Genomic DNA, 26,176 nt, shown 5'->3' with positions numbered 1-26,176 from the left:
GCCCGGCCGGCGAGAGGGGTTGGCCGCAGACCGGGCGTCCGGCGTGCGTGCTCCACTCGACATCGCTGATATCGGGGTGTCCGGGCAGCGGGATACACCGACATTGGCGATGTCGTGTCGATCATGAGCCTGGGGCCGCGACCGGGGCTCACGCCGCCGCGTCGGACAGCGGTCAATCCTTCTCGATGGTGACCTTGCTGGGCTTGGCGCTGCGCTCGTCGGTGGTCGGCTTGGTGGGCCGCTTGCCGTTCTCGCCGGTGCTGGTGATCTTGGTGGGCTTGGCGTCCCGGCCACCCATGCCCGGAACAGCGGCGACTGTCGGCTCGCCGTCCACCCCGGCGCTCGCCGTGCCGCCGTCCACGGTGGTCACCGTCTCGGCGACCGGCCGGGTCGTGGACTGCCCGGCGTCGCCCGAACCGGCATTCACCGGTTGCCTGGCGTCGGTGGGCTCGGCCTTGAGTCCGGTGCCCGCACCCGATCCGGACGCCGTGCCGGCATCGGCGGTCGCCGAATCGGCGTCGGCGGTCACCGTCGCGCCGTCGTCCCCGCCGCCGGGCACGCTCCTGCCCACGCCGTCGCCGGCGGCCGGCGCGCTCGCGGTCGGGCCGTCGATCGGGCCGGCGACGCTCTGCAACCGCTGCTCGGCCATCTGCCGCTGGAGCTCGTCGGACTCCTGCCGGGCCTTCCAGGTCTCCTGCCGCAGGTCCGCGAGCTGCTGCTGGGCCTGGGCGATCTCCAACATCACCTGGGCAAGTTGCTGCCGGGCCGCTGCCGACTCCTGCTGGGTGGCCGCCAAATGCTGCTGGGTGGTGGCCAGGTGCTGCTGGGTGGTGGCCGCGTACTCCTCGAACTGCCGACGGGAGGCCGCGACATGCTCGTCGGCCTCGCGGCGCTTGTCGCCGGCCTCGGCCTCGGCCCGGCGCAGCAACTCGGTGGCCTCCGTCTCCGACCGCTGACGCAGCGCCGCCGCGTCCTGCTCGGCCGCCTGACGGACCCCGGCCGCGCCCTGCTCGATCTCGTTCTTACGAGCGGTGTACGTGGTCTCCAGCTCGTCCTTGCGCGTCGAGTATTCGGTCTCCAGCTCCTGCTGGCGGGACTTGTGCTGCTTGTCCAGCTCATCGCGGCGCGTGGTGAACTCCTGCTCGGCCGTGGACCGCCGCTGCGCCAACTCCCGGTCGGCCGCCTCCCGACGGGAGTTGACCTCCTGCTCCACCCCGGCCCGCCACGCGCCCAACTCCTCCTGGGTCTGCGCCCGGGAGTGCTGCACGTACGCCTCGGTCTCGGCGCGCATCCGCTGCACGTACGCCTCGGTCTCGGCACGGCTGCGCTTGGCCGACTCGGAAGCCTGCGTGGTCAGCCGCTCCGCCTCCTGCTGCGCCTTGGCACGCGTGGCCCGCCCGGCCATCGACGCGTCGTCGATGATCTGCTTGGCCTCCTGCTGCGCCTTGGCATGGGTGGCCCGACCGGCCTCGGTCGCCGTGTCGGTAAGCCGCTTGGCCTCCTGCAGGGCCTTGGCGTGCACCTCCTTGGCGGTCTCCCGCAGGTCACTGGCCTCCTGCCGGGCGTTGTCCAACGTCTCGCGGGCCGTCTCGCGCAGCTTGGTCGACTCCTGCTGGGCCCGGGTGTGGATTTCCTTGGCGGTGTCCCGCAGCTGGGTGGCCTCCTGCTGGGCCTTCGCCAACGCGTCCTGCGCCGTCTTGCGCAGCTGCGCCGACTCGTCCTTGGCTGACCGCAGGGTTGCTTCCGCCTCGGCCCGGCGGGCGGCGCCGTGCCGTTCCTCCTCGGTACGCCGTGCGGCGAGGGCGATCTCGAAGTCCTTCAGTGCCCGCGCGGCCTGCTCGCGGGCCTCCTCGATGATGTGCTCGGCCGCGGCACGGCGGGCCTCGATCTCCACGTTCGCGTCGGACAGGATCTGCTCGGCCAGCTCTTCGGACTGAGTGACGATCGACCCGACCAAGGGACCGAGGTGCTTGAACGAGGCCCGGTCGACCACGTTCGTCTGCTTGCGCACCTGGGTCAGGTCGCGCTGGAGCACCTCGACCTGGCCGGCGAGCTTGTGGATCTGTGTGTACGCCTGTTCCCGTTCGGAGGCGAGGGTCGCGATCTCGTGCTCGGCACGCGCGACATACCGGTCGACCTGTTTCTTCTCGTACCCCCGCAGAGCGGACTCGAAGCTGGGCTCCGTCGTCACGTCCCCGCCGAGAGCGAACAGTTCCTCGCCGTGCGACATGCCCCCATCCTCACACGCAACGGGCCCTGCTGGGGCGATACGGACGCGCCTTGTGGGAGCTACTTCACTCCATTGCGTGCCAGCGGATACCACAGACTGGGAAACGCATACGGCGCGAGGTGGCACCGGTTACCCAGTGTCACCTCGCGCCGTCGATGCCCCAACCTGACGTCTCGGGTCAGCCGGCGGACTCCGCCGGCACCCGCTCCGAACCGCCCTCGGTCTTCTTTGCCTCCGGCTTGGCCGCCGGTGCGGCCGCCGCCGGCATGCCCGGAACGATGCCGGCGAGCCCGGAAAGCATCTGGCCCAGCTGCGAGGTGACCGCGTCCTTCTGACGGGTGAGGTCGTCGACCTCGCGGCGGGCGGCCTGCGTGGTCAACTCGGCCTCGGTGCGGGCCTCGGTGAGCAGGCGCTGCGACTCGGCCTTCGCCTCGTTGAGCGTCTTCTCGGAGTGTGCCTTGGCCTTGTCGACCGTCTCGGCGGCGTTGCGCTCCGACTCGACCCGCCGAGCCTCGGCGCGCTGCTCGATCTCCTTGGCCCGCTCCTGCGCGGCCCGCGCACGCTGCTCGGCCTCGCTCACCATCTTCTGGGTCTGCGAGACCTGGGCGGCGTGCCGCTCGGATTCCTCACGCTCGGACTTCTCGCGGCGCTCGGCCAGCTGGAGCTCCAGAGCCTGGAGGTCCTTGTCGCGCTTGTCCCGTGCGTCGGTCAGCAGCTTGGTCGCCTCGGCGCGCTTCTCCTCGGCCTCGCGGGCGGCCTTTGCCCGCTGCTGGGTGATCTCCCGCTCGGCGGTGGCCCGGAGGGTGGCGACCTCCCGCTCGACGGTCGACTTCAGCTCGGCCACCTCGTGCGCGGTGACGGTACGCAGCTGCTTGGTCTCGCGGTCGGCGTCCGCGCGCAGCGTGTCCGCCTCACGGCGGGCCTGCACCCGGACCTCGGCGGCCTCGCGCTCGGCAACCGTGCGCAGATTGCCCGCCTCGCGCTCGGCGCTGGCCTTCATGGCCGCGGCCTCGGCACGTGCCTTGTCGGTGATCTCGCGAGCCTCGAGGCGGGCGGCGGAGAGGATGCCCTCCGACTCGCGCTTCGCCTCGTTGCGGTGGTCGTTGGCCTGCTCCTCGGCGAGCCGGAGGATCTGCTCGACGCGGGTGCCGAGCCCGGAGAGGGTGGGCCGGCTGTTCTCTTCGAGCTGCTTGTTCGTGTCGGTGAGCTTCTGCTCCAGCGCACTCATGCGCTGTTCGGCTTGGCGGAGCCGACGCTGGGCGTCGTTCATCCGCTGCTCGGCCTCGGCACGGGCCTGCTCGGACTGGGTCAGCGCGGCGGTCATCCGGCCGAGGAAGTCGTCGACCTGGTGAGTGTTGTATCCGCGCAGGCCGACGGTGAAATCTGGCTGCGAGTTCGCGTTATCGAAGAACGCGAGAGGGGAGGACGGCTGCTGGGGCATTGGGACATACTGGCAGACGCCCCAGGGTGCTTCGCAAGAGCGGTGCGAAGCTTTCGTGTGGTCTTTACATGGTCAGCTGCCGTCATCGGCGGCGCGGGACCAATCGGCGATCTTGGCAGGTCCCGGGCAGGTCGGACGCCACGGAGAGTGACGCGGAAAAGGGCCCCGGGAGGTTACCCCGAGGCCCTTTGTTCGATCCGTGCGGGTTTCCGCTAATGGGGCGGAAGAACAATGGCCGAGCACCGCATTGGCCACCCAGCGTTCAACCGTCCGTCCGGCGGTGCCGGTCAGTGCCCCCGGAACCGGTTGATCGCGTCCTCGTGCCGGGCCCGCAACTCCCCGTCGCGTACGCCCAGCCCGTCGATGGGTGCGAGGCAGCGCACCCCGACCTTGCCCTGGTGGGCGTTGCGGTGCACCTCGTACGCCGCCTGGCCGGTCTGCTCCAGCGGGTACGTGCGGGACACCGTCGGGTGCACCTTGCCGAGCGCGACCAGGCGGTTGGCCTGCCACGCCTCGTGGTAGTTGGCGAAGTGGCTGCCGACGATCCGCTTGAGGTGCATCCACAGGTAGCGGTTGTCGTACTGGTGCAGAAAGCCGCTCGTGGATGCGCAGGTGACGATGGTCCCACCGCGCCGGGCCACGTAGACGCTGGCGCCGAACGTCTCCCGACCGGGGTGCTCGAAGACGATGTCCGGGTCCTCGCCACCGGTCAGCTCGCGGATCCGCTCACCCAGGCGCTTCCACTCCTCCGGGTCCTGGGTCTCCTCGTCCTTCCAGAAGCGGAAGCGCTCGGCCGCCCGGTCGATGACCAGCTCGGCGCCCATCTTGCGGCACAACTCGGCCTTCTCCGGCGACGAGACGACGCAGACCGGGATCGCGCCGCCGTTGAGCGCCATCTGGGTGGCGTACCCGCCGAGGCCACCGGAGGCACCCCAGATCAACACCACGTCGCCCTGCTTCATGTTGGCCCCGTGGTGCGAGACGAGCTGCCGGTACGCGGTGGAGTTGACCAGCCCAGGGCTGGCCGCCTCCTCCCAGCTCAGGTGCCGCGGCTTGGGCATCAGCTGGTTGGCCTTGACCACAGCCATCTCGGCGAGCCCGCCGAAGTTGGTCTCGAAGCCCCAGATCCGCTGCTGCGGGTCGAGCATGGTGTCGTCGTGCCCGGCCGCGTCCTCCAACTCGACGGAGAGGCAGTGCGCGACCACCTCGTCGCCGGGTGCCCACCGGGTCACCCCGGGGCCGGTGCGCAGCACCACGCCCGCCGCGTCCGAGCCGACCACGTGGTACGGCAGGTCGTGTCGGCGGGTCAGCTCGGAGACCCGGCCGTAGCGCTCGAGGAACCTGAAGGTGGGCAGCGGCTCGAAGATGCTGGTCCACACCGTGTTGTAGTTGATCGCGCTCGCCATCACCGCGACCAACGCCTCGCCCGGCGCCAGTTCCGGCGTCGGCACCTCCTGCACGTGCAGCGCCTTGCGGGGGTCCTTGTCCCGGGTGGCCATGCCGTCGAACATCCGGGCCTCTTCGGCGCGGACCACCACACCCCGGTAGCTCTTCGGTACGGGCAGCCCGGCGACGCCGGCGAGCTCGCGGTCCGGATCGTTCGATTCCTCCGCCGCCATGATCGCTTCGAGGATGTCCTGCACGGTGACCTCCGGTTCGTCCGCACCCGCACGGGCCCGGGTGCTGCCATCGTCGGCGCCGGTTGGGCACGACCGCCATGTCGGCATTCGACATACCTGGCACCGTCGCGCTCCGGTGGAGCCGGACGTTACTGAACGGTAGCTAGGCCGGGAAGTCCTCTGTGAAAAACTGCATCGACCGATGCGTGAAGGTGTCCGACCACCCCGCCAACCGCGCACTGGCGTGCGCGCGAACGGACTTCAGGGGGCGGTGCCAACAACTTCAGGGATGTAGGTGCCTGCGCCGCGCCTGAGGCCACTACATCCCTGAAGTTGTGCGGATCTGACGTCGGGGCCCGGCGCGTTCTTCGCCCGGGGTCGGGGCGAGCGCGCGCGGGCCGATCAGTGGGTGGCGGCGGGCTCGACGAGTTCGACGAGGACTCCGCCGGCGTCCTTCGGGTGCACGAAGTTGATTCGCGAGTCCGCGGTGCCGCGTCGCGGTGCGTCGAAGAGCAGCCGCATCCCCCGCGCGCGCAGCGCCGCACAGGCCGCGTCGATGTCCACCACGGTGTACGCGACCTGCTGCACGCCCGGCCCGTTACGGTCCAGGAATTTGGCGATCGTCGACTCCGGGGTGAGCGGGGCGAGCAGCTGCACACAGCCGCCCTCGGTGGTCGGCCCGACAGAGAGCATCGCTTCCCGGACGCCCTGCTCGGCGTTGGTCTCGATGTGTACGCAGCGCATCCCGAACGTTCGCTGGTAGAAGTCGATCGCGGCGTCCAGGTCGGCCACGGCGATCCCGACGTGGTCAATCTTGCGGAGCCCGATGTCTGTGACGTAGTCCGCACCGGGCTCGGCGGGGGAGTTCTCAGCCATGGCGCTAGTCTGACCGAACAATCGTTAAGGCGATACAGCTCGGCACCCTCTCGGAGGCAGGCATGGCTTCGGTGATCGTCAGCGGCGCGCGGACCCCGATGGGCCGGCTGCTGGGCAACCTCAAGGAACTTCCGGCCACGAAGCTCGGCGGGATCGCCATCAAGGCGGCGCTGGAGCGTGCCGGCGTCAGCCCGGACCAGGTCCAGTACGTGATCATGGGGCAGGTGCTGCAGGCCGGCACCGGTCAGATCCCGGCGCGGCAGGCGGCGGTCGAGGCCGGCGTGCCGATGTCCGTGCCGGCGCTGACCATCAACAAGGTCTGCCTCTCCGGCCTGGACGCCATCGCCCTGGCCGACCAGCTGATCCGTGCCGGCGAGTTCGACATCGTGGTGGCCGGCGGCATGGAGTCGATGACCAACGCCCCGCACCTGCTGATGGGCCAGCGCACCGGCTACAAGTACGGCGACGTGGTGGTCAAGGACCACATGGCGCACGACGGGCTCAGCGACGCCTGGGACTGCTGCTCGATGGGCGAGTCGACCGAGCGGCTCGGCACCAAGCACGGCATCTCCCGCACGGAGCAGGACGCGTTCGCCGCGGCCAGCCACCAGCGGGCCGCCGCCGCGCAGAAGAACGGTCACTTCGCCGACGAGATCGCCCCGGTGGTGATCCCGCAGCGCAAGGGTGACCCGCTGGTGATCAGCGAGGACGAGGGCATTCGCCCGGACACCACCGTCGAGTCGCTGGCCAAGCTGCGCCCCGCCTTCGCCAAGGACGGCACCATCACCGCCGGCAGCTCGTCGCCGATCTCCGACGGCGCCGCCGCGGTGCTCGTCATGAGCAAGGCCAAGGCCAAGGAGCTGGGTCTGACCTGGCTGGCGGAGATCGGTGCGCACGGCAACGTGGCGGGCCCGGACAACTCCCTGCACTCGCAGCCGTCCAACGCGATCAACCACGCCCTGAAGAAGGGCGGCCTGAGCGTCGCGGACCTGGACCTCATCGAGATCAACGAGGCGTTCGCCCAGGTCGGTGTGCAGTCCACCCGTGACCTCGGCATCAGCCCGGACAAGGTCAACGTCAACGGCGGCGCGATCGCGCTGGGCCACCCGATCGGCATGTCCGGCGCGCGTCTCGTCCTCACCCTCGCCCTGGAGCTGAAGCGGCGCGGCGGCGGCACCGGCGCGGCGGCGCTCTGCGGTGGCGGTGGCCAGGGCGACGCGCTGATCATCCACGTTCCGGGGAATGCAGCGGTCAATCAGTGAGCGCGAGGAGCGAGCCGATCTTGCGAGCCCCACAGTCGCGAACAGACACGGCGCAGTGAGCGAAGCGGCTGAGCACGTTCCGGCAGCAGGCACCACGTCGGTGCGCCGCAGCCGGGACGTACCGTTGTTGGTCGAGCGGGCCCGCACGGGTGACCCCCGCGCGGTGGCCCGGCTGATCACGTTGGTGGAGAACGGCGACGCGTTGCTGCCGGCGATCGCCGCCGCGCTGGCGCCCTACGCCGGGCAGGCCCAGGTCGTCGGGCTGACCGGTTCGCCCGGGGTGGGCAAGTCGACCACCACGAACGAGCTGGTCCGCGCACTGCGGGCGCGTGGGCACCGGGTCGGCGTGCTGGCGGTCGACCCGTCCAGCCCGTTCACCGGCGGCGCCATCCTCGGCGACCGGGTGCGGATGCAGGACCACGCCACCGATCCGGGCGTCTACATCCGGTCCATGTCCAGCCGGGGGCACCTCGGCGGGCTGGCGGCGGCGACGCCGCAGGCGGTCCGGGTGCTGGAGGGCGCCGGCTGCGACGTGGTGCTGGTGGAGACGGTCGGCGTCGGGCAGGCCGAGGTGGAGGTCGCCTCGCTGGCCGACACCACGCTGGTGCTGCTCGCCCCCGGCATGGGCGACGCGATCCAGGCGGTCAAGGCCGGCATCCTGGAGATCGCCGACGTGTTCGTGGTCAACAAGGCCGACCGGGACGGCGTCGACGCCACGGTCCGCGACATCCAGGGCATGATCGCCCTCGGTGAGCGTGGCCCGGGGCAGTGGCGGCCCCAGGTGGTCCGCTCGGTCGCCTCGCGGGGCGAGGGCATCGACGACATCGCCGCGGCGATCGACAAGCACCGGGGCTGGCTGGTCGAGCACGGCGAGCTACGCCGCCGCCAGGAGGCGCGGGCCGCCGCCGAGATCGAGGCCATCGCGCTCGGCGTGCTCCGCGCCCGGATCGGTTCACTGCGCGACGGTACGCAGTTGTCCACACTCGCCGCCCAGGTGGCCGAGGGCGCGAACGACCCGTACACGGCGGCGGACGAGTTGCTCTCCCAGCTCGCCCGGTGACCCGGGCGGCGCCGGCCGGCGGGGCCGGCGCCGACGATCGGCGACAGCCCCGCGTCCGCGGGTCTAGCCGCAGTGTCCCCAGGGGCTGGTCCAGTAGGTGCCGCGGCTGAGGCCGCCGAACCGGACGCACTGTCCGCCGCTGTCGGCTCGGATCGGCCCCGCGTAGTACCTGTAGCGGTCCTCGTCGATGCCGCCGCGGCCGTCCTCGATGTAAAGGTACGCACCGATTTTGGTCAGCGTGCCCCGGTCTGCGGTCTTGATGGTGACCACACAGTTCCAGCCACCACCGCTGGAATTGTAGAGCAGGTACGCGGTCGCGCCGGGTAGCCCGTGACTGTTGATGACGTAGTACCCGGAGCCGCACAGGGCGCTGGGCGACTCGGCTGCCTGAGCCGGCGTTGCCGCCCCGAGTAGAGCGCCGACCGACAGGGTGACCGCCGTGGCGAAACTCAACAACTTTCTGCGCATCAAGCAGACCTCACTCGTGTCGCGAAAAAATGTCCATCCTGGACTTTCCAAGATCGACAGCCTAAGAGCGACCGGCGATAGGTCAAGATCTGGACAGGTAGGCATCCCGGGGTAGCAAGCAGGCACGGGTCCATCGATCATCGGAGTTCTCTACGCTCAGTGATCGACGGGAGTCCCGTGCCTGCCCTGCCATCATCGTTGCTCGAACCTGTCTGGGTCCAGTTCGACGCGTTGTGCGGTGAGCAACCTGAGTTCGACCCGACGCACCCGCTGGGCTGCCACCGGCGCCGGATTCGGCCGGGTCGTGTTCGAGCACGTCATCGCCGCGCTGGTGCACGGCTCCGGCTACGAACGTGTCGCGTCGGACCGGTGCTCGGATCGCACCATCCGCCGGCGTCTGCAGCTGTGGGCCGAAGCCGGCCTGGGTGAGCGGCTGCATGAGCTGACTCTGGACGCCTACGACCGCATGATCGGCCTGGAGTTGGACGATGTCAGCGTCGACGGAGCGATCACGAAAGCACCGTGTGGCGGCGAGCGGGCCGGTCGTTCCCCGGTCGACCGTGGCAAGGGCGGCATGAAACGCTCGACCGGCGTGGAAAGCAACGGGATCCCGCTCGGGTTGACCGGCACGACGAATCCGTCAACTCATCCGCCGTGCCCGCACGCTCTACCGCTGGGATACCCGGCCCACCACCCGCCGGCTCAAGTGACACCTATTGCCGGTCGCTCTAAATGGCCCGAAGACCGCGTGCGCACGGGACTCCCCGGGTACGGCGCGACAACCGCCGCGCTTCGGTCGCCTGGAAGCGAAGGTCGCTCCGGTTTTAGTACGCTCGCAGCGCATGGCCGGAAGCGAGGCTTCCGCAAAGCGGGCTGACGCGCCGGTCGGTCCACATGCGTCGGGACCAGGGGAGATGTGATCATGACGGACGCGTTGGAGAACGCCGGTGGAGTGCAACCCGCGACGAGCGCTGCCCGGGGCGGCACGTCGGTTTCCGACGAGGTGGTGGAGAAGATCGCCGGTGCCGCCGCTCGTTCGGTGCCCGGCGTCGCCGATCTCGGCGGTGATGTGGCCCGGTTCTTCAACAACTTCCTGGACAAGGTCGGCCTGGACGAGGTGGGCGATGCCCGCCGAGGCGTCTCGGCCGACGTGAGCGGCACCTCGGCGGTCATCAACGTGGTCCTGGTGATCGACTCCGGTCAGGTCGTAGCCGACGTGACCGAGGCGGTGCGGACCGCGGTGATCGAGGCGGTGGAGAAGTACGGCCTGACGGTCACCCAGGTCAACATCACGGTGGACGACATCGAGCTGAACCAGCCGGGAGTAGCCGGAGCCTGAGGCGTAGGCGTCCGACGGCGCAACAGTTGTCGGACCGTCCGGCTATCGGCCGGTTCCCGACGACGCCCGCGTCGACCGTTCACCAGGGACGTCCCCGGCGACAGTCGTCCTTGTAGGCTCGCACCGTCACGGCGGTGGAAGTCGGGCGGGTGTCCCGGCGCGGTGGCGCGAGAAGCAGGGGAGCGGCTGTGGACCACGAGGCGACGCAGGAGCTGACCATGGCGTCGGCAGCGGTCGGCGGGACGACGCAGGTCTCCGACGAGGTGGTCGAGAAGATCGCAGTCTCGGCGGCCCGCGCGGTGCCGGGCGTGGTGGAGTTGGGCGGGGACGTGGCCCGGTTCGTCAACGCGGTCCTCGACCGGGTCGGGTTGGACCAGGTCGGCGACGACCGGCGGGGTTGCTCGGCCCACGTGACCGGCGACGCGGCCGTGGTCAACCTGGTGTTGGTGATTCAGGGCGGTCGGCCGGTGCCGGAGATCACCCGTGAGGTGCGAGCCCGGGTAACCGAGGCGGTCGAGGCGCACGGGCTGCGGGTCGACGAGGTCAACATCCGGGTCGACGACGTGGCGATGGGCGGGCCGACGGCATAGACACGCTGGGCGGTGTGGGGCCTGATCCGGCCAGGCTCTCGTGAGGGCTATTGGGGCTCTGGCCGGGTCAGCTCGACCTCGTCGCCCGCCAGAATCTCTACCTCTCCGCTTCGGTCGTGGACTTCGAGGACCGGTACGCCCTCGTCAAGCTGCATGTTTCGGCGCTCGGTGCTGGTCGGCATTCGGGCGATGACCCGTGCGCCGGTCGCCAGCTCGACCGTCGTTCGTTGTGGCACGTCCCGGACTCGGGTTCCTGCGGGGCGGGTGGTGGTGACCAGCCCTTCGGACCGCAGGAGCGAGATCGCCATGCGGACAGCGTCGCGGCCGATTTGGTGCTCCTGGCTCAAGCGCGTCTCGCTGCCGACGCTCGACCCCGCAGGCAGGTCCCCCGACTCGATCTGCTGACGAAGCAGGTCGGCGAGCTGGATGTAGACCGGCGTGTGTGAGCGGGGATCGATGGTCATGCCACAAGCCTTGTGCCTTCATGGTAGAGATCCATCAAGGCTTTATTGCAATGATGGATTGTTGCTACGTTGCCTCTTTGCTATGGTCGCCCATAGCGGTGCGTGCTTGTGGGGTCACGGAGACATCTGCCCCTGGTGTGCGCCTGCTGGTTGAGCTGCCCCGCTGTCGTACTGCTGATCTGAGCTGCGGTCGTGGGGCGGGGTGGGCCCACCCCTTCCATTTCCCCTGCGACAGAGAGGCAGGTCTTCGTCGTGCGTCTGAGTTTCCGGCGAAGCGGTCGACCCGAGCGGACCACGCACCCCAGCCAACCGAGCTACTACCGCTCGGCGACCTACCTCCCGCTGTTCCCGTGGCAGGTGCGCGAGCGGCGGTTCCGGCCCATCCCATTCGCCCGCCGCGGCCTGGACCCGGATGAGGTGTACGCGTTCCTGGACCGGGTCGCCGGTGACCTGTCCGCACTGCATGCCGCGCTCGGCGACAGCCGCCAGGAGACCGCTCGGATCAAGGACGCGCTACGCCAGTGGCAGTCCGACCAGGTGCGGCCGGTCAACGCGGGCCGGTACCGCTGATGGCCGGCCGGGAACGCTTCGTCATTCACCTGCCGGTGGTCGCCGCCGATCTGGTCGTCGCCGTGCGCCTGGCCCGGGTGGTGGCCCGGTGGGCCAGTGTGCTCGCCCAGGCCGATCCCGGCGAGACCACCGTCTCGGTCGAGGACAACCAGTGCGTACGCCATCGGGTCTTCTGCGACCGGCGGCTGGCTGGCGGTCGGCGCTGCCTGCTCCGGGCCGACCACGACGGCCACTGCACCCGGCGGCTGATCCGGTGACCATCGAGCCCTCGCCGGCGCTGGCCGATCCCGTGCCGCTGATCGTGCGTCTCGCCCGGCACTTCCCGGGGGAGCAGGTGGGGCGGGTCCACGCCCTCGGCCTGCAGCCGGCCTGAATCCGCCGTTACCCGTCGGTACGACAGGACTTAGCGATCGTTCAGGTGAGGGCCTTACACTCGACGTGCAGTCGAGGACCCGAGGAGGAGCCCTGCTCATGGACGCCGACGAGATCGACGCCGGACGGGCACGCTGGCAGGCCCGGTACGACGCCGCGCGCAAGCGGGACGCGGACTTCACCACGCTCTCCGGGATGCCGGTCGAGCCGGTCTACGGGCCGCCGGAGGGTGCCACCTATCCGGGCTTCGAACGGATCGGCTGGCCGGGCGAATACCCGTACACCCGGGGTCTGCATCCGACCGGCTACCGCGGGCGGACCTGGACCATCCGGCAGTTCGCCGGCTTCGGTAACGCCCAGCAGACCAACGAGCGCTACAAGATGATCCTCGGCGCCGGCGGCGGTGGCCTCTCGGTCGCGTTCGACATGCCGACGCTGATGGGCCGCGACTCGGACGACCCGCAGGCGCTCGGCGAGGTCGGTCACTGCGGCGTCGCCATCGACACCGCCACCGACATGCAGGCGCTCTTCGACGGCATCGACCTGGCCGGCGTCACCACCTCGATGACCATCTCCGGCCCCGCCGTGCCGGTGTTCTGCATGTACCTGGTCGCCGCCGAGCGGCAGGGCGCCGACCTGTCCAAGCTGGACGGCACCCTGCAGACCGACATCTTCAAGGAGTACATCGCGCAGAAGGAGTGGCTCTTCGACCCGGAGCCGCACCTGCGTCTGATCGGCGACCTGATGGAATACTGCGCCGCCGAGATCCCGCGCTACAAGCCGCTGTCGGTTTCCGGCTACCACATCCGCGAGGCCGGCTCGACTGCCGCGCAGGAGTTGGCGTACACCCTGGCCGACGGTTTCGGCTATGTGGAGCTGGGCCTGTCGCGTGGCCTGGACGTCAACGTCTTCGCGCCGGGGCTGAGCTTCTTCTTCGACTCGCACCTCGACTTCTTCGAGGAGATCGCCAAGTTCCGCGCCGCCCGTCGGATCTGGGCCCGCTGGTTGCGCGACGTCTACGGCGCGACCAGCGAGAAGGCCCTGTGGCTGCGGTTCCACACGCAGACCGCCGGAGTGTCGCTGACCGCGCAGCAGCCGGTCAACAACGTCGTACGGACCGCCGTCGAGGCCCTGGCAGCGGTGCTCGGTGGGACCAACTCGTTGCACACCAACGCGCTGGACGAGACCCTGGCACTGCCCACCGACGAGTCCGCCGAGATCGCCCTGCGTACCCAGCAGGTGCTGATGGAGGAGACCGGGGTGATCAACGTGGCCGACCCACTCGGCGGCTCCTGGTATGTCGAGGCGTTGACCGACAAGATCGAGGCCGAGGCGGAGGAGATCTTCGCCCGGATCCGGCAGCTCGGCGGGGACGGGCCGCACCAGATCGGCCCGATGACCTCGGGCATTCTGCGTGGCATCGAGGACGGTTGGTTCACCGGGCACATCGCCGAGTCGGCCTTCGTCTACCAGCAGGCCCTCGAAAAGGGTGACAAAAAGATCGTCGGGGTCAACTGCCACGCCGGCACGGTCACCAAGGAGCTGGAGATTCTGCGCATCTCGCACGAGGTGGAGCTGGAGCAGCGCCGGGTGCTCGCCGAGCGCAAGGGTGCCCGGGACGAGTCAGCGGTCCGCGCGGCGGTGACCCGGATGGTCGACGCCAGCCGTACCGACGAGAACATGATCCCCGCCATGCTGGACGCGGTCCGCGCCGAAGCGACCCTGGGCGAGATCTGCGACGCGCTCCGCGCCGAATGGGGCACCTACCGCGAACCCGCCCGCTTCTGACCCCACCCCACCCCGCGATCTTGCACTTGCTGTCCCGACAGGCGGGGCGAATGCCGCGTTTCGGCGGCAGGAAGTGCAAGATCGCGCGGGTCTGGGGCGGGTCTGGGGTTGGGGTGGGATTGCGGCGTGAGAGTTGCAACGTCGGGGTTGCGGGTGAGCAGAGATCGGGGGCTCACGTGCGAGACTAGGTAACCATGAGCGACCCACGGATCACCTCGTCGATCTTTACCCGCGGCGCGGTCGACCTCAGCACGCTGCGTGGCCCCGCACCAGCAAGTACCCGCCCCGGCACGCCCCCGCAGGGCGGCCCGTCCAACGGCGTTCCCGGCGCGCCCACCACCGGCGGTGACACCGCCATCGTGGACGTCACCGAGGCGACCATCCAGTCCGACGTGCTCGAACGCTCGATGGCCACGCCGGTCGTCGTGTTCTTCGGCGCGGCCGGCTTCCCGGAAAGCGACGAGTTCGCCCCGGTGCTGGAGCGGCTGAACGCCGAGGGCGGCGGCGCCTGGGTGCTGGCCCGGGTCGACGTGCAGGAAAATCCCCGAATCGCCCAGATGTTCCGGGTCCAGGGCATCCCGATGGTCTACGCGGTCGTCGGCGGTCAGCCGGTCGACGCCTTCTCCGGGGTGGTGCCCGAGGCGCAGCTGCGGCAGTGGATCCAGGCCGTGCTCAAGGCCGGCGGCGTGTCCGTCGCCGAGCCGGAGGACCCCCGCCTCGACGAGGCCGACGACGCGCTGATGAGCGGCGACCTGGACGCCGCCGAGCAGGCGTACCGGAAGATCCTGGCCGACGCACCAGCGGACGCCGCGGCCACGGCGGGGCTGGCCCAGGTGGGGGTGGCCCGCCGGGTGGCCGGCGCCGACCCTGCCGCCGCGCTGGCCGCTGCCGAGAGCACCCCCGACGACGTGGCCGCCCAGTTGTTGGCCGCCGACATCGAGGTGCTCAGCGGCCTGGCCGAGCAGGCGTACGCCCGGCTCGTCGGTCTGGTCCGGCGCACCGCCGGAGAGGACCGCGAGACGGTCCGTCAGCACCTGGTCTCGCTCTTCTCCATCGCCGGCCCGGACGATCCGGCGGTCGCCTCGGCGCGCCGGGCACTGGCCAGCGCCCTGTTCTGAGTTCGTAGCACGCCAGCGCGGGCCGGCGTTCCGGCCGGCCCGCCCGACCACCGAGGACGGGAGCTCATGATGCGCCGGATCGCCGTCCTCGACGCGCCGACAAATCTCGGTCTGCGGCCGCCGACGTCCACGTCGGTCCCCGGTTGCGCCAAGGCACCCGGCGCGCTGCGCGACCACGACCTGCTGGCCCGGCTGCGCGCCCGCGACGCGGGCTGCGTCACCCCGGCCCGGTATGACCCGGGCGACTGGCGCCCCGGCGACGGGGTGTGCCACGCCCGGGAGATCGCCGACTACTCGCTGGCCCTCGCCGAACGGATCGGCTCCATCATCGACCGGGGCGAGTTTCCGGTGGTGCTGGGCGGGGACTGCTCCGTGCTGCTCGGCTCGGCGTTGGCCATGCACCGCCTCGGTGAGGCCGTCGGCGGGCGGATCGGGCTGGTCTTCGTCGACGGGCACTCCGACTTCCGGCACCCCGGCAACGCCTCCTACGTCGGCGCGGCCGCCGGTGAGGACCTGGCCCTCGTCACCGGGCGCGGGCAGGCCGACCTGGCCGCGTTGGAGGGGCGCCGGCCCTACTTCCGCGACATCGACGTGGTGGTGCTCGGCATCCGTGCACAGGACGAGTACCGGCTCGACCTCCAGGCCGCCGGGATCACCACCCGACCGGTGCCGGCGCTGCGTGCCGAAGGCGCCGCCCGGACGGCCCAGTGGGCGCACGAGCAGCTCGCCGACTGCGCGGGCTACTGGGTGCACATCGACGTGGACGTGCTCGACCCCGCGGTGATGCCCGCCGTGGACGCCCCCGACCCGGGCGGGATCGCCTTCGCCGAGCTGGAGATCCTGCTCGCCGGGCTGGTCGACACCCCGCACTGCCTCGGCGTGGAGTTGACCGTCTTCGACCCCGACTACGACCCGGACGGCTCGTACGCGGCCGAGATCGTCAACACCGTGGTCGCCGGCCTCGCCCCGGTCACCGCCCCGGAAGCGGTGCCGTCCCGGCTGCTGTCGGCCCGGCCGACCCCCGGCCCGCGGCGCGGTAACGGCCGGACCACGGCCGCCAGCGAGCGACTCAACGGCCCGCGCACCGCGCCCAGCGGCAAGTCTGAGTACGCTCCGCCCGACTTCTCCGTCGATGCCGGTTCGGCGGCCGACGACGAGCCGCCCGGCGTGCGTGCCGGAGAGCTGACCAGTGTGCGTGCGGGAGAGCCGTCTGGCTTGCGCGCCGTCGGGCCGTCGGGCGTGCGCCCGGAAGAGCCGTCGGGCGTGGGTGCGGAGGCACTGTCGGGCGTGGGTGCGGCCGAGCGGGAGCCGGTGGGACCACCCGCGTCGGCGGGCCCAGGCCTGCTGCGGCGACCGTCGCCGCCGGTGCCAGACGCCGCCGACCACCCCAACGCCGACACAGCCTGATCCACCGTCCCACCCACCCAGCCACAGGCCGTCCCACCCGTGCGCGGGCATGATCGACACGGCATTGGCGATATCGGGGCATCCGGTTGACGGGATACCCCGATATCAATGAGCTGGAGTGGATCAACGTGGGAGCGATGGGCGGGGAGTCATGTCCGGCGCCTGAGCGGCGCTGGTGGTCAGGGGGCCGGGAGGGCGCGGAGGAAGCGCTCGGCGATCGGGACGGCTGAGGCCGTGCTGGCGCCGCCCTTCTCCACGAAGACGGCGAACGCCACGTCGCCCCGCCAACCGACGAACCAGGCGTGGGTGTTCGCCGGGTTGTTGTCGTACTCGGCGGTGCCGGTCTTGCCGTAGACCTCGCCGGGCACATCCTTGAGCGCGCTGCCGGTGCCGGCGGTGACCACCTCGCGCATCATCGTGCGCAGCGCCGCGACGGATTCCGGCTTCAGCTGCTCACCCGCCGGGGTTGGCTTGGCCGGCGCCGGGTCGATCAGCAGCTTCGGCTGCTCGAAGTGGCCTCGGGCGACGGCGGCGGTGGCACCGGCCATGGCCAGCGGGCTGACCAGCGTCATGCCCTGGCCGAACGACGCCGCGGCCTGCTCGGCCAGGCTGCCGCCCGTCGACACCTTGCCGGTGAAGACGTCGGTGCCGAGGTCCCATTGACCCTCCAGGCCCAGCGAGCGGCCGGCGGCGGCCAGCCCGTCGTCGCCGAGCTTCGGGGCCAGCGCGGCGAACGCCGTGTTGCAGGACTTGGCGAAGTTGGTGCGGAACGGCACCGACCCCAGCTCGAAGTTGTCCGAGTTCTTGAAGGACCGGCCGTCCACGGTGAAGGTCTTCTTGCAGTCCACCGGCCCGTCCAGAGTGACCGCGCCCCGGTCCAGCAGGCCCAGCGTGCTGACCATCTTGAAGGTGGAGCCCGGAGGCACCTGGGCGTCGAAGGCCAGATTTTCCCCGGCCGGCCCGGGGCCGTTCGCCGCGGCGAGCACGGCGCCGTCGCTGATCCGGAGCGCCACCAAAGCCGATCGGCGCGGCTCGGCGCGCAGCGCCCCGTCGGCCGCGTTCTGGACGGCGACGTCCAGCGTGGTCTTCAGCGCCTGCCCGGGCTGCGGCTCCCGGCGGAACAACTCGGTGCCGGTGGATTCCAGCTTGCCGCCCTCGGCGGGACGCTCGACCACCACGGTCAGCCCGGGGCCGCCGCGCAGCCGCTCGTCGTAGCGGCCCTGCAGCCCGCCGTGCCCGACCAGGTCGCCGACGACGTACCGGTCGGGGTGCGCGGTAAGGTCGTCGGCCTGTGCCGGGTCGACTGTGCCGAGCACCGCCCGGGCGAACTCCCGGGTCGGTGCCAGGTCGACCTTGTCGGAGATGAACTTGGTGCCGGGCAGTTCGTAGATCCGGGGCTTGATCTGCAGGTACGCCTCCTCGCGGAGCGACACCACCTCGACGAAGGCGCCCGGGTCGGCCTTGGCCACCCGCTCGGGCAGGTCGGCCAGGTCGACGGCGGGGACCAGCGCCGGACGGATCGCCTTGAACGCCGCGTCGAGGTCCTTGACCAGCTTCTTGAGATCGGCGACACCGTTGGGCTGCACGCCCACCCGGACCACCGGGCGGGGAGTCACGATCGGTTTCCCAGCGGCGTCCAGCACACCGGCCCGGGTGCTGGCGTCGCGGCGCAGCCCCAACCGGTCGCCCTTGGTGAGCTGCTCGTGCAGCACCCTCGGCTCCCAGATCACCTGCCACTGGTCGCCGTCGCCCTGAGCGAGACGTACCTGCCGGTCGTACGCCCAACGGGTCTGACCGGGCAGGTTCCACTCCACCTGGACGGTCGCGGTCGCGATGTCCGCCTCGACCTTCGGCTCGCCGCGACGCGTCAGCGTGGGCGGGGTGGCCGCCAGCTCACCGGAGAGTTCCTTGATCTCGCGAGTCACCTCGGTCGACGGCAGCTTGGTGCCGGTCGGGTCGATCAGGCCGACCGCCTGGAGGTCGCCGCTACGCCAACCGGTGAGGAAGGCGTCGACGGTGCGCTGCGGCCCGTCGTCTCCCGAACAGCCGACCAGAACGCCGGCCGTCAGCAGCGCCGTGCTGAGGGCCGCAACCAGCCGGCGGGCGGGAATCGGCCGGTGCGGCCGGGGGTACGACAGGGGCATGGAGCTGGTCCTTCCGATTTCAGGCTGCCCCCGCACGGTAGTACGCCAACGGTGTCCGCAGCGTCCCGCAGCGAGTCGGGTGCGCCCAAAGACAGGCCCGCGCCGGTGTGATGAACATCGCGTGGCGGGGTATCCCGCAGTCGGTCAACCTCGGACCCGCAACGGGTGAACGGACAGAGTCCCGATCCGGATGTCTGGTCAGTGGTCCGCCGACAAAGGCGCAGAACGGCAGGGCCTAGGCTGGACGACAGAGTGACCCACAACGCGGTGGGTCGAGGGGAGTGGCACCGATGGACCGGCGTCCGGCGATCAAACCGGAACCCGACCTCCGGCAGGATGACGCCGGCCGGGATGATGACAGCTTCGATTCGGCGACCGACGGGGACGGCTATGGCCGGCTCGACACGGGAGCCACCGGGGTGACCGGGTCGAGCATCGACACCCTCTACGATATGGGCCTGCCCAATGAGGCATTGGCCGACGACGTGGAGGACGCCGAGCTCGACGAACCCGTTCCCAACGCGGAGCGCCTGGTGGCCCAGGCTGTCGCGCTCGCCGGGGACGACCACGACGCGGCGACACTTGTCGGCCGTTTCTGGCGGTTCGCCCCGGATGAGGAACTGGTCGGCTTCACGGCGGAAGAAATGCTCGATGCGGCCCGGGCACACCGGGACCTTGCCCAGCAGCGGGTGCCTGGCGAGTTGAAGCTGCGGATCCATGAACCGCACGCCGACCAGCACCACACCGTCGTCGAGATCGTCACGGACGACATGCCGTTCCTGGTCGATTCAATGACCGCGCTGCTCAACTCGTACCACCTGGATGTGCACCTGCTGGTGCACCCGCTCGTGGTGGTCCGGCGCGAGCCGTTGGGCCGGCTCACCGAGGTCTCCGCGGACGTGGAGCCGGATGACGCGATCGCCGGCGACATCATCGAGAGCTGGATGCGGATCGAGATCGACCCGGTCCGGGACGCGGCCGAGCGGGAGCGGCTGCGCCGCGAGTTGCAGCGGGTGCTCACCGATGTGCGGGAGGCGGTGGAGGACTGGCCGAAGATGCGTCAGCGTGCCCTCGCACTCGCCGACGAGCTGGCCTCGGCCCGCACCTCCGACAACCGCCCACCGGTGCCGGAGAAGGACATCACGGACTCGGTGGAGCTGTTGCGCTGGCTCGCGCAGGACCACTTCACCTTCCTCGGCTACCGCGAGTACCGGCTGGTGGGCGCCCCCGGCGGCGACGCCGCCGACCAGGTCGACGGCAAGGCGTTGGAGGCGGTACTCGGCACCGGTCTGGGCATACTGCGCTCCGATTCGCCGGAGGCCCGGTCGCTGGCGTCGATGACGCCCGAGGCGCACGAGAAGGTGCTGGAGAAGCGCCTGCTCATCATCACCAAGGCCAACTCGCGGGCCACCGTGCACCGCTCGGCGTACCTGGACTACATCGGCTTCAAGATCTTCAACTCCGACGGCGAGGTGATCGGCGAGCGGCGCTTCCTGGGCCTGTTCTCCACGGCCGCCTACCGGACCAGCGTCCGCGAGCTTCCAGTGGTACGCCGCAAGGTGGCCGAGGTGCTGGACCGCTCCGGTTTGAGCCGGCGCAGCCACTCCGGCAAGGATCTGATCCAGATCCTGGAGACCTACCCGCGCGACGAGCTGTTCCAGATCAAGACCGACGACCTTTACCACGCGGTGATCGGTGTGCTGCGGATGGCCGGCCGCCGGCAGCTGCGGGTGTTCCTGCGTCGGGACGCGTACGGGCGGTTCATCTCCTGCCTGATCTACCTGCCCCGGGACCGGTTCACCACGCAGAACCGGCTACGGATGCAGGACATCCTGCTGCGTGAGCTGAACGGTGTCGGGGTGGATTACACCACCCGGGTCACCGAGTCGATGCTGGCTCGGGTGCACTTCATCGTCCGTACCGACCCGACCCGGCCGCCCGGCGACATCGACGCCGACCTGTTGGCCGAGGAGTTGGCCGACGCGACCCGGCTCTGGGACGACGACTACCGGCTGGTGCTGGAGCGCAAGCTCGGCGACGAGCAGGCCAAGCACCTGTTCACCCGGTACGCCGACGCGTTCCCGGAGGGCTACAAGGACGGGCACACGCCGTACGAGGCGATGAAGGACCTGGCGAAGCTGGAGCTGCTGGAGGAGCCCGGCCAGCTGGAAATGCACCTGTTCCGCAAGCAGCTCGCACCCCGGTCCGGCACCCGGGGGCCCGGTGCGGACCTGGCCGAGGCCCTGGACGTCCGGTTCAAGATCTACCGGTACGGCGAACCGATGATGCTCTCCGCCGTGCTGCCGGTGCTGCACTCACTCGGCGTACGGGTGGTCGACGAGCACCCGTACGAGGTGGACCGGATCGACGGTCGGGTCTACCTGTACGACTTCGGCCTGATGCTGCCCGAGGGACATCAGGAGCTGTCCGAGGTGCGCCCGCACGTGGAGAACGCCTTCGCGGCGTCCTGGCGCGGCGAGGCCGAGGTGGACCGGTTCAACGAGCTGGTGCTGCGGGGCGGGCTGACCTGGCGGCAGGTGGTGGTGCTGCGGGCGTACGCGAAGTATCTGCGGCAGGCTGGCACGGTCTTCTCGCAGGACTACATGGAGCAGACCTTCATCGCGTACCCGAAGGTCGCCGCGTTGCTGGTGGAGCTGTTCGAGGCCCGGTTCGCGCCGGGCGAGCTCAGCCCCGAGCAGCGTCAGCAGCGCAGCGGTGAGCTGGTGGAGTCGATCCGGGGTGCGCTGGACGACGTGGCCAGCCTCGATCAGGATCGGATCCTGCGCTCGTACCTGACGGTGATCGAGGCGACCCTGCGGACGAGCTTCTACCAGAAGCGCGCCGACGGGCGACCGAAGGCGTACGTGGCGTTCAAGCTCGACCCACAGACCATCCCGGACCTGCCGGCGCCGCGGCCGAAGTTCGAGATCTTCGTCTACTCGCCCCGGTTCGAGGGTGTGCACCTGCGGTTCGGGCCGGTGGCCCGGGGTGGGTTGCGCTGGTCCGACCGTCGGGAGGACTTCCGTACCGAGGTGCTCGGCCTGGTCAAGGCGCAGATGGTGAAGAACACCGTGATCGTGCCGGTGGGCGCCAAGGGCGGCTTCGTGCTCAAGCAGAAGCCGGGCGACCGGGACGAGGCGGTCGCCTGCTACCAGGAGTTCGTCGGCGCGATGCTGGACGTCACCGACAACATCGTCGGCGGGCAGATCGTGCCGCCCGAGGACGTGGTCCGGCACGACGGCGACGACCCGTACCTGGTGGTGGCGGCGGACAAGGGCACCGCCTCGTTCTCCGACATCGCCAACGAGATTTCCGCGACCCACAACTTCTGGATGGGCGACGCGTTCGCCTCCGGCGGTTCGGCCGGCTATGACCACAAGAAGATGGGCATCACCGCGCGGGGCGCCTGGGAGTCGGTCAAGCGGCACTTCCGGGAGTTGGGCCTGGACACCCAGACCCAGGACTTCACCGTGGTCGGTGTCGGCGACATGTCCGGCGACGTGTTCGGCAACGGCATGCTGCTCTCCGAGCACATCCGGCTGGTGGCCGCCTTCGACCACCGGCACATCTTCCTGGATCCGGAGCCGGACGCGGCCACCTCGCACGCCGAGCGCAAGCGGCTGTTCAACGTGCCCAGATCGTCCTGGGAGGACTACAACCCGGAGCTGATCTCGGCCGGCGGCGGCGTCTTCTCGCGTACCGCCAAGTCCATCCCGATCACCCCGCAGGTGCGGGCGGCGATCGGTCTGGACGACGACGTGACGCAGATGTCGCCACAGGAGCTGATGAAGGCGATCCTCACCGCGCCGGTCGACCTGTTCTGGAACGGCGGCATCGGCACCTACATCAAGGCGTCCACGCAGACCAACGCCGAGGTGGGCGACAAGTCCAACGACGCGATCCGGGTGGACGGGCGCAACCTGCGCTGCCGGGTGGCGGGCGAGGGCGGCAACCTGGGCTGGACCCAGCTCGGCCGGATCGAGTACGCGTTGACCGGCGGCCGGATCTTCTCCGACTTCATCGACAACGCGGCCGGGGTGGACACCTCCGACCACGAGGTGAACATCAAGATCCTGCTGAACACTGCGGTGGCCGACGGGGAGTTGACCACGGCCGACCGGGACGAGCTGCTGGCCGGGATGACCGATGAGGTCGCCGAGCTGGTGTTGCGGGACAACTACGACCAGGCTCGGGCGATCAACAACGCCCAGGCCCAGGCCGCCTCGCTGCTCCCGGTGCACCGGCGGATGATCAGCGAGCTGGAGCGCTCGGGCGCGTTGGACCGGTCGCTGGAGGCGCTGCCGCCGGACGAGGAGCTGGCGGTCCGCAACGAATCCGGGCTGACCGCGCCGGAGTTCGCGGTGCTGCTCGCGTACGTGAAGATCGTCCTGGAGCGGGAGATCCTCACCGAGGGTCTGGCCGATGAGGAGTGGACGACCGAGGTCCTGGTCAACTACTTCCCGACGCCGATGCGCGAACGGTTCGCCGACCGGATGGGCCGGCACCGGCTGCGCCGGGACATCGTCACCACCGTGCTCGTCAACGAGGCGATCAACCGAGGCGGCATCTCGTTCATCTTCCGGGTGGTCGAAGAGACCGCGGCCAGCGCGGCGGACGTGATCCGGGCCTACGTGGTGGTCAGCGAGGTGTTCGGCCTACGCGACCTGTGGGACGCGGTCGAGGCGCTGGACAACAAGGTTGCGCCGGAGCTGCAGACCACCGTCTACCTGGACACCCGCCGGCTGCTCGACCGGGCGGTGCGGTGGCTGGTCTCCAACCGGCGCTCGCCAATCGACGTGCCGGCCGAGATTGCCCGGCTGCGCGACGGGGTCGCTCGGCTGCTGCCAAGGCTCGAGGAGCTGTCCTACGGCAACGAGCGGCAGGGCATCGTCGCGCACATGGACTCGATGACCGAGCGTGGGCTGCCCCGCGAGCTGGCGGAGCGGGCGACCCGGTTGATGTACAGCTTCGGTCTGATGGACGTGGTGGAGACGGCGAACAGCAGCGGACGGGACGTCGGCGAGGTGGCCTCGGTCTACTTCGTGCTGTCCGACCTGTTCCGGGTGGACTCGCTGCTGTCGAAGATCTCCCTGCTGCCGAGGGAGGACCGCTGGCAGACGCTGGCCCGGATGGCGCTGCGGTACGACCTGTACGCCGCGCTGGCCGCGCTCACCGCGGAGGTGCTCGACTCCACTCCGGGCGACCTGCCGCCGCACGAGCGGGTGCAGCAGTGGGAGCAGTCGAACGCCACGTCGATCCACCGCGCCCGGCAGGCGATGGGGGAGTTCGACGAGTCACGGGCGGATCTCGCCGCCCTGTCGGTGCTGCTGCGCCAGATCCGCACCCTGGTGCGGACGTCCGCAGCCGTCTGAGTCAGGTACGCCGGACGCGGTCCGGCCGATCGGGTCACCCCGACCGGCCGGGCCGCGTTCGTACGCCGCGGGTCACGCCACCAGGGTGGCGAAGACGATCACGTTGTCCAGGTAGCTCTTGGCGGCCTTGTCGAACTCGCCGCCGCAGGTGACCACCCGCAGGCTGGGCCGGTCGCTGGGCCCGTACACCAGCTCGTTGGGGAAGGCGGTCTTTGGGTACGACTTCACCGAGTCGACCTTGAAGGTGGCCGCCAGTCCGTCGGTCCGCCGCACGGTGACGGTGTCGCCGGGGGTGAGGGCTCCGAGGTCGAAGAAGACGGCCGGGCCGAGTACCGCCGAGTCCACGTGCCCGACGATCACCGCGTTGCCGGTCTCGCCGGGGCTCGCGCCTGACTCGTACCAACCGGCCTGGTCGGCCTGTTTGAGCGGGGGAACCTGGACGGTGCCGTCCGGGTTGGTGCCCAACGACATGATCGTCGCGTCGACACCGATCCGGGGGATCTCGATGCTGGTCGGTGCCGAACGGGCCATCCCAGCTGGCGCCCCCTGGCCGACCGGCTGCCCGTCGATCGTCAGAGCGTCGTTTGCGGTGGACCCCCCGGTGACCTCGGGACCGGCCTGGGCCAGCGGCTGCGGCGGTCGGGGAGCGGGCGTGGTCTCCAGGGCAACGCCGATCATGCCGGCGCCGATCGTAGCCATGGTGACGACGACGGCCGCGCCGGCGGCACGCCACGGTCTCCCGTGACGGCCGCCGGCCCGTGTCGTCGTCACGTCAGACGAGCGAACCATCGGTCCGCCGACGACGCATCAGCACGATCCCGCCCAGCGCGGCAGCGCCGAGCAGGCTCGCCCCGCCGGTGGCCAGGCCACGGTTGGTGCCGGTGCTGGCGCCACCGTCACCACCGTCGACGCCGCCGTGCGGCAGCACGACGAGCTCGCCCTCGCCGCACGAGCCCTTGAGCTCGTAGCGGCCCGGCTTCGCGTCCTTGTCGACCTTGGCCTCGCCGTAGTAGACGAACTCGCGCTCCTTCTCCCAGCCCTTGTCCGAGCCGCGCTCGTCAAAGTCTTCGTCCTTGGACTCCCGGCCCTTGTCGGAGCCGTACTCGTCGGAGTCGTGGCCCTTGTTCTCCCGGCCCTTGTCGGAGCCGTGCTCGTCCGAGCCGTGGCCCTTGGACTCCCAGTCCTTCTTGCCTTCGTCCTTGGACTCCCAGTCCTTCTTGCCTTCGTCCTTGGACTCCCAGTCCTTCTTGCCTTCGTCCTTGGACTCCCAGTCCTTCTTGCCTTCGTCCTTGGACTCCCAGTCCTTCTTGTCGCGGCTGTCTTCCGCGTCCTGGCCGTGCTCCTCGCCCTTCCAGTCCTTGCTGTCCTCGTCGCCATGGGCGTCGGCGGCAGCGCCGCCACCCTGGCCACCGGGCTGGGCGGCGGGCGGCTGCTCGTCCTTGCCGTTTTCGTCCTTGCCGTGCTCGTCCTTGCCGTTTTCGTCCTTGCCCTCGTGGTCCTTGCCCTTGTCGTCCTTGCCCTTGTCGTCCTTGCCGTGCTCGTCCTTGCCGTTTTCGTCCTTGCCCTCGTGGTCCTTGCCCTTGTCGTCCTTGCCGCGCTCGTCCTTGCCGTTTTCGTCCTTGCCGTTTTCGTCCTTGCCCTCGTGGTCCTTGCCCTCGTGGTCCTTGCCCTTGTCGTCCTTGCCGTGCTCGTCCTTGCCCTTGTCGTGGTCGTAGGAGTCCTCCTCCTCGCGCCACTCGCGGTCCTCGCCCCGGCCTTCGTCGGCCGGCTTGAGCTTGACCTTGCCGGTGACCTTGGACCACACGAACGCGTGCTCCTGCCGATCCGGGCAGATCTCGAGGAGCTTGACCTCGTCGCCGGCCTTGACGACGTGCGGCTTGGCGTAGACCTTGCCGTCGCTGCTGTCGTCGTGGCCGTTGGCGAACGCGATCCCCGGCGCGAACACCAGGAGCGATGCGCCGCCGAGCGCCGCACCCGCAACGACTTTCCCGAGCATCTTCTTAGCCATGACCTGCGTCACTCCATCCCTGTTGTCCTGAGCCCGGTGACAACCGAG

The 26,176-nt window shown here is 70.2% G+C and carries 19 protein-coding genes and 1 pseudogene; 11 read left to right on the top strand and 9 right to left on the bottom strand.

Annotation, left to right across the window (positions count from 1 at the left end; genetic code table 11):
- Nucleotides 1-172: 172 nt before the first annotated feature.
- The 4 genes from OG811_RS05030 to mce form a co-directional block, all read right to left on the bottom strand.
- Entirely contained in the window at nt 173-2,230 is a 2,058-nt protein-coding gene (locus OG811_RS05030) for a hypothetical protein (RefSeq protein ID WP_406072488.1), read from the bottom strand.
- 178 nt (nt 2,231-2,408) lie between these two features.
- Nucleotides 2,409-3,671: a DivIVA domain-containing protein gene (locus OG811_RS05025; RefSeq protein WP_406072487.1), complete on the bottom strand. Its 1,263-nt coding sequence runs from the start codon at nt 3,669-3,671 to the stop codon at nt 2,409-2,411.
- Between the two features lie 287 nt (nt 3,672-3,958).
- Entirely contained in the window at nt 3,959-5,314 is a 1,356-nt protein-coding gene (gene ccrA / locus OG811_RS05020) for a crotonyl-CoA carboxylase/reductase (RefSeq protein WP_406075531.1), read from the bottom strand.
- Nucleotides 5,315-5,692: 378 nt separating this feature from the next.
- Nucleotides 5,693-6,166: a methylmalonyl-CoA epimerase gene (gene mce, locus OG811_RS05015; RefSeq protein WP_406072485.1), complete on the bottom strand. Its 474-nt coding sequence runs from the start codon at nt 6,164-6,166 to the stop codon at nt 5,693-5,695.
- Between the two features lie 62 nt (nt 6,167-6,228).
- On the opposite strand from mce, the gene OG811_RS05010 reads away from it, so the two are divergent.
- Both OG811_RS05010 and meaB read left to right on the top strand, forming a co-directional pair.
- Nucleotides 6,229-7,428: an acetyl-CoA C-acetyltransferase gene (locus OG811_RS05010; protein ID WP_406072483.1), complete on the top strand. Its 1,200-nt coding sequence runs from the start codon at nt 6,229-6,231 to the stop codon at nt 7,426-7,428.
- A gap of 55 nt (nt 7,429-7,483) precedes the next feature.
- Nucleotides 7,484-8,488: a methylmalonyl Co-A mutase-associated GTPase MeaB gene (meaB, locus tag OG811_RS05005; protein WP_406072482.1), complete on the top strand. Its 1,005-nt coding sequence runs from the start codon at nt 7,484-7,486 to the stop codon at nt 8,486-8,488.
- 63 nt (nt 8,489-8,551) lie between these two features.
- Here meaB and OG811_RS05000 read toward each other — a convergent pair whose 3' ends face one another.
- Nucleotides 8,552-8,956 carry a hypothetical protein gene (locus OG811_RS05000; RefSeq protein ID WP_406072480.1) on the bottom strand — a complete coding sequence of 135 codons (405 nt, stop codon included), beginning with the start codon at nt 8,954-8,956 and terminating at the stop codon, nt 8,552-8,554.
- A gap of 177 nt (nt 8,957-9,133) precedes the next feature.
- Between OG811_RS05000 and OG811_RS04995 the strand changes: the two are divergent.
- The 3 genes and pseudogenes from OG811_RS04995 to OG811_RS04985 form a co-directional block, all read left to right on the top strand.
- Nucleotides 9,134-9,578: pseudogene (locus OG811_RS04995) on the top strand (IS5/IS1182 family transposase); the annotation flags it as partial.
- Nucleotides 9,579-9,878: 300 nt separating this feature from the next.
- Nucleotides 9,879-10,295, top strand: coding sequence for an Asp23/Gls24 family envelope stress response protein (locus tag OG811_RS04990; RefSeq protein ID WP_406072479.1), 417 nt, complete (start codon nt 9,879-9,881; stop codon nt 10,293-10,295).
- Nucleotides 10,296-10,483: 188 nt separating this feature from the next.
- Complete coding sequence (locus tag OG811_RS04985; RefSeq protein WP_405429897.1) at nt 10,484-10,885, top strand: Asp23/Gls24 family envelope stress response protein; 402 nt, start codon at nt 10,484-10,486, stop codon at nt 10,883-10,885.
- A gap of 47 nt (nt 10,886-10,932) precedes the next feature.
- Here the strand turns inward: OG811_RS04985 and OG811_RS04980 are convergent, their stop codons facing one another.
- Complete coding sequence (locus OG811_RS04980; RefSeq protein ID WP_405429899.1) at nt 10,933-11,349, bottom strand: GntR family transcriptional regulator; 417 nt, start codon at nt 11,347-11,349, stop codon at nt 10,933-10,935.
- 252 nt (nt 11,350-11,601) lie between these two features.
- On the opposite strand from OG811_RS04980, the gene OG811_RS04975 reads away from it, so the two are divergent.
- The 5 genes from OG811_RS04975 (at nt 11,602) to OG811_RS04955 (ending at nt 16,604) form a co-directional block, all read left to right on the top strand.
- The gene (locus tag OG811_RS04975; RefSeq protein ID WP_405429901.1) at nt 11,602-11,919 is read left to right on the top strand and encodes a DivIVA domain-containing protein; all 318 of its coding nucleotides are present in this window, start codon (nt 11,602-11,604) and stop codon (nt 11,917-11,919) included.
- A complete protein-coding gene (locus tag OG811_RS04970) occupies nt 11,919-12,176 on the top strand; it encodes a hypothetical protein (RefSeq protein ID WP_406072476.1) in 258 nt (85 codons plus the stop codon). The genes OG811_RS04975 and OG811_RS04970 overlap by 1 nt, the downstream gene beginning before the upstream one ends.
- 214 nt (nt 12,177-12,390) lie before the next feature.
- On the top strand, nt 12,391-14,079 hold the full coding sequence (locus tag OG811_RS04965) for a methylmalonyl-CoA mutase (RefSeq protein WP_406072474.1): 1,689 nt from the start codon (nt 12,391-12,393) through the stop codon (nt 14,077-14,079).
- 194 nt (nt 14,080-14,273) lie between these two features.
- Complete coding sequence (locus tag OG811_RS04960) at nt 14,274-15,197, top strand: tetratricopeptide repeat protein (protein ID WP_406072472.1); 924 nt, start codon at nt 14,274-14,276, stop codon at nt 15,195-15,197.
- 66 nt (nt 15,198-15,263) lie between these two features.
- The gene (locus tag OG811_RS04955) at nt 15,264-16,604 is read left to right on the top strand and encodes an arginase family protein (RefSeq protein WP_406072471.1); all 1,341 of its coding nucleotides are present in this window, start codon (nt 15,264-15,266) and stop codon (nt 16,602-16,604) included.
- A 179-nt stretch (nt 16,605-16,783) separates the two neighbouring features.
- On the opposite strand, the gene OG811_RS04950 is transcribed toward OG811_RS04955, so the two are convergent.
- Nucleotides 16,784-18,748: a penicillin-binding transpeptidase domain-containing protein gene (locus OG811_RS04950; RefSeq protein WP_406072469.1), complete on the bottom strand. Its 1,965-nt coding sequence runs from the start codon at nt 18,746-18,748 to the stop codon at nt 16,784-16,786.
- A 290-nt stretch (nt 18,749-19,038) separates the two neighbouring features.
- On the opposite strand from OG811_RS04950, the gene OG811_RS04945 reads away from it, so the two are divergent.
- A complete protein-coding gene (locus OG811_RS04945) occupies nt 19,039-24,120 on the top strand; it encodes an NAD-glutamate dehydrogenase (RefSeq protein ID WP_406072468.1) in 5,082 nt (1,693 codons plus the stop codon).
- 72 nt (nt 24,121-24,192) lie between these two features.
- On the opposite strand, the gene OG811_RS04940 is transcribed toward OG811_RS04945, so the two are convergent.
- Together OG811_RS04940 and OG811_RS04935 are read right to left on the bottom strand one after the other, a co-directional pair.
- Nucleotides 24,193-24,891, bottom strand: coding sequence for a class F sortase (locus tag OG811_RS04940; RefSeq protein ID WP_406072466.1), 699 nt, complete (start codon nt 24,889-24,891; stop codon nt 24,193-24,195).
- A 1-nt stretch (nt 24,892) separates the two neighbouring features.
- Nucleotides 24,893-26,128: a hypothetical protein gene (locus OG811_RS04935; RefSeq protein ID WP_406072464.1), complete on the bottom strand. Its 1,236-nt coding sequence runs from the start codon at nt 26,126-26,128 to the stop codon at nt 24,893-24,895.
- Nucleotides 26,129-26,176: the final 48 nt, after the last annotated feature.

The sequence above is a fragment of the Micromonospora sp. NBC_01638 genome, from assembly GCF_045209745.1.
Classification (GTDB): domain Bacteria; phylum Actinomycetota; class Actinomycetes; order Mycobacteriales; family Micromonosporaceae; genus Micromonospora.
Note: the sequence above shows the minus strand (reverse complement) of the source record. Positions and strands in the feature narration are given on the sequence as shown.